Origin of the sequence: Streptomyces sp. NPDC006265, assembly GCF_040613555.1 — a bacterium.
Taxonomy (GTDB): domain Bacteria; phylum Actinomycetota; class Actinomycetes; order Streptomycetales; family Streptomycetaceae; genus Streptomyces.
On record NZ_JBEXSH010001057.1, the window covers coordinates 1 to 2,760 of the forward strand.

At 71.3% G+C, this 2,760-nt stretch carries 2 protein-coding genes and 2 pseudogenes; 3 read left to right on the top strand and 1 reads right to left on the bottom strand.

All coding sequences use genetic code 11. The features are described 5' to 3' along the window. Positions 1–91: pseudogene (locus ABZ281_RS45110) on the bottom strand (methionine adenosyltransferase domain-containing protein); the annotation flags it as partial. Here ABZ281_RS45110 and ABZ281_RS45115 point away from each other — a divergent pair. From ABZ281_RS45115 to ABZ281_RS45125, 3 genes and pseudogenes are all read left to right on the top strand, one after another. Beyond that, a pseudogene (locus ABZ281_RS45115) lies at positions 92–760 on the top strand (Gfo/Idh/MocA family oxidoreductase); the annotation flags it as partial. Next, the gene (locus ABZ281_RS45120) at positions 757–1,908 is read left to right on the top strand and encodes a dihydrodipicolinate synthase family protein (RefSeq protein ID WP_356664154.1); all 1,152 of its coding nucleotides are present in this window, start codon (positions 757–759) and stop codon (positions 1,906–1,908) included. The pseudogene ABZ281_RS45115 and the gene ABZ281_RS45120, both read left to right, overlap by 4 nt. 32 nt (positions 1,909–1,940) lie before the next feature. Beyond that, positions 1,941–2,699, top strand: coding sequence for a sugar phosphate isomerase/epimerase family protein (locus ABZ281_RS45125; RefSeq protein WP_356664155.1), 759 nt, complete (start codon positions 1,941–1,943; stop codon positions 2,697–2,699). The last annotated feature ends 61 nt before the right edge of the window (positions 2,700–2,760 follow it).

Here is a 2,760-nt window from a genome sequence, read left to right on the forward strand (position 1 = left end):
AGCGGTCGACCTTGGACGGGTCCTTGCCGGAGAAGGCACCGCCGCCGTGGCGGGCCATGCCCCCGTAGGTGTCGATGATGATCTTGCGGCCCGGATCCTCTCCGTGCGCGGCGAGTTCGGCTACTGGGTCTTCGAGGGCGACTGGCAGACCGCCCAGCGCCCCTCCTGGAACTACCGGTCCGAGGACGGCGGCGGCATCGTCGTCGACATGTTCCCGCACTGGGAGTACGTGCTGCACGAGCTGTTCGGCCGGGTGAAGTCCGTCCAGGCGCTCACCGCCACGCACATCCCGCAGCGCTGGGACGAGAACGACAAGCCCTACGACGCGACCGCCGACGACGCCGCGTACGGCGTCTTCGAGCTGGAGGGCGGCGCGATCGCCCAGATCAACTCCTCCTGGGCCGTCCGCGTCAACCGCGACGAGCTGGTGGAGTTCCAGGTCGACGGCACCGAGGGCTCCGCGGTCGCGGGCCTGCGCAACTGCCGCGTCCAGCACCGCAGCGCCACCCCCAAGCCGGTGTGGAACCCGGACATCCCCGCCACGGAGGTCTTCCGCGACCAGTGGCAGGAGGTCCCGGACAACACCGAGTTCGACAACGGCTTCAAGGCCCAGTGGGAGCTGTTCCTGCGGCACGTCTACGCCGACGCCCCCTACCACTGGGACCTGCTGGCCGGTGCCCGCGGTGTCCAGCTCGCCGAGCTGGGCCTGCAGTCCTCGGCCGAGGGCCGCCGTCTCGACGTACCGGAGATCGCGCTGTGACGATCCGACTCCCCGGCTCCGGCGGGGCGTTGCGGACCTACGAGCCCCGCACCGAGCCCCTGGCCGTGACCCCCGGCACGCCCTTCACCTCCCGCACGGTCTTCTCGGCGGCGCACGTCGTCGCCGACCCGCTCGCCGACGTCTCCCCCGACTCGCCCGCCGCTGTCGACTGGGACGACACCCTCGCCTTCCGCCGCCATCTGTGGTCCCACGGGCTGGGCGTCGCCGAGGCCATGGACACCGCGCAGCGCGGCATGGGCCTGGACTGGGAGTGCGCGGCCGAACTGATCCGCCGGTCGGCGGCCGAGGCCAAGTCGGTCGGCGGCCGGATCGCCTGCGGGGTGGGCACCGACCAGATCGCCTCCGGTTCGCTCGCGGAGGTCCGCGCGGCCTACGAGGAGCAGCTCGCGGTCGTCGAGGAGTCCGGCGCGCAGGCCATCCTGATGGCGTCCCGGGCGCTCGCGGCGGCGGCCTCCGGCCCCGAGGACTACCTGGAGGTCTACGGCCATCTGCTGCGCCAGTCGGCCGAGCCGGTGGTGCTGCACTGGCTGGGCCCGATGTTCGACCCGGCCCTGGAGGGCTACTGGGGCTCGTCCGGCCTGGACGCGGCGACGGACACGTTCCTGGAGGTCATCGCCGCCCACCCCGACAAGGTCGACGGCATCAAGGTCTCCCTGCTGGATGCCCGGCGCGAGATCGACATCCGCCGCCGGCTCCCGAAGGGCGTGCGCTGCTACACGGGCGACGACTTCAACTACCCCGAGCTGATCGCGGGCGACGAGCAGGGCTTCAGCCACGCGCTGCTCGGCATCTTCGACCCGCTGGGACCGCTGGCGGCTCAGGCGGTCCGGGTCCTGGACACCGGCAATGTGCAGGGCTTCCGCGATCTGCTGGACCCCACGGTCGGGCTCTCCCGGCACCTGTTCCAGACCCCGACCCGCTTCTACAAGACGGGCGTGGTCTTCCTGGCCTGGCTGGCGGGCCACCAGTCGCACTTCACAATGGTCGGCGGCCTGCAGTCGTCCCGCTCGCTGCCGCACTTCGCGACGGCGTACGAACTGGCCGACGGGCTGGGGCTGTTCCCCGATCCGAAGCTGGCGGAAGAGCGGATGAAGACGCTGCTGAGCGTGTACGGGGTGAATCAGTGAGCGGGTCGCTGGAGCGCTTCTCCATCAATCAGATGACGGTGAAGCAGCTGTCGCTGCCGGAACTTGCGGATGGCTGCGCCCGGTTGGGTATCCGCAACGTGGGGCTCTGGCGCGAGCCGGTGCAGGCGCACGGCCTGGAGGCCACCGCCAAGCTGGTCCGGGACGCGGGCCTGACGGTGACGACGTTGTGCCGGGGCGGCTTCTTCACGGCCGTCGATCAGCGGGAACGGGCGGAGGCCCTGGCCGACAACCGCCGCGCGATCGACGAGGCGGCGGCGCTGGGCACGGACACGCTGGTCCTGGTCTCGGGCGGTCTGCCCGCGGGCTCCAAGGACCTGTACGGCGCCCGGGAGCGCATCGCGGACGCCCTGGCGGAACTGGGCCCGTACGCGGAGCGGCACGGCGTCCGCCTGGCCATCGAGCCGCTGCACCCCATGTACGCCTCGGACCGCTGTGTGGTGTCGACGCTGGCGCAGGCCCTGGACATCGCCGAACGCTTCCCGGCGCACCAGGTCGGCGTCACGGTCGACACGTACCACATCTGGTGGGACGACACCGCGCCCGCGCAGATCGCCCGGGCGGGCGCGGGCGGCCGCATCCACACCTTCCAGCTCGCCGACTGGACGACGCCCCTCCCGGAGGGCGTCCTCACCGGCCGTGGCCAGATCGGCGACGGGGCGATCGACATGCGGGAGTGGCAGGACCACGTGGAGGCGGCCGGTTACACCGGTGCCATCGAGGTGGAGCTGTTCAACGACAACTGCTGTGCGACAGCTGACCGTTTGTCTTGACCTCGAGAAGCACCTGGTGTCAGTGCCGTGCGTCAGAATAGGGCGCGCGGTCACAGCCGTC

Excerpts from the sequence above, each read along its gene's own strand:
- ABZ281_RS45125 (WP_356664155.1), top strand. The coding sequence starts at position 1,941 with ATGACGGTGAAGCAGCTGTCGCTGCCGGAACTTGCGGATGGCTGCGCC.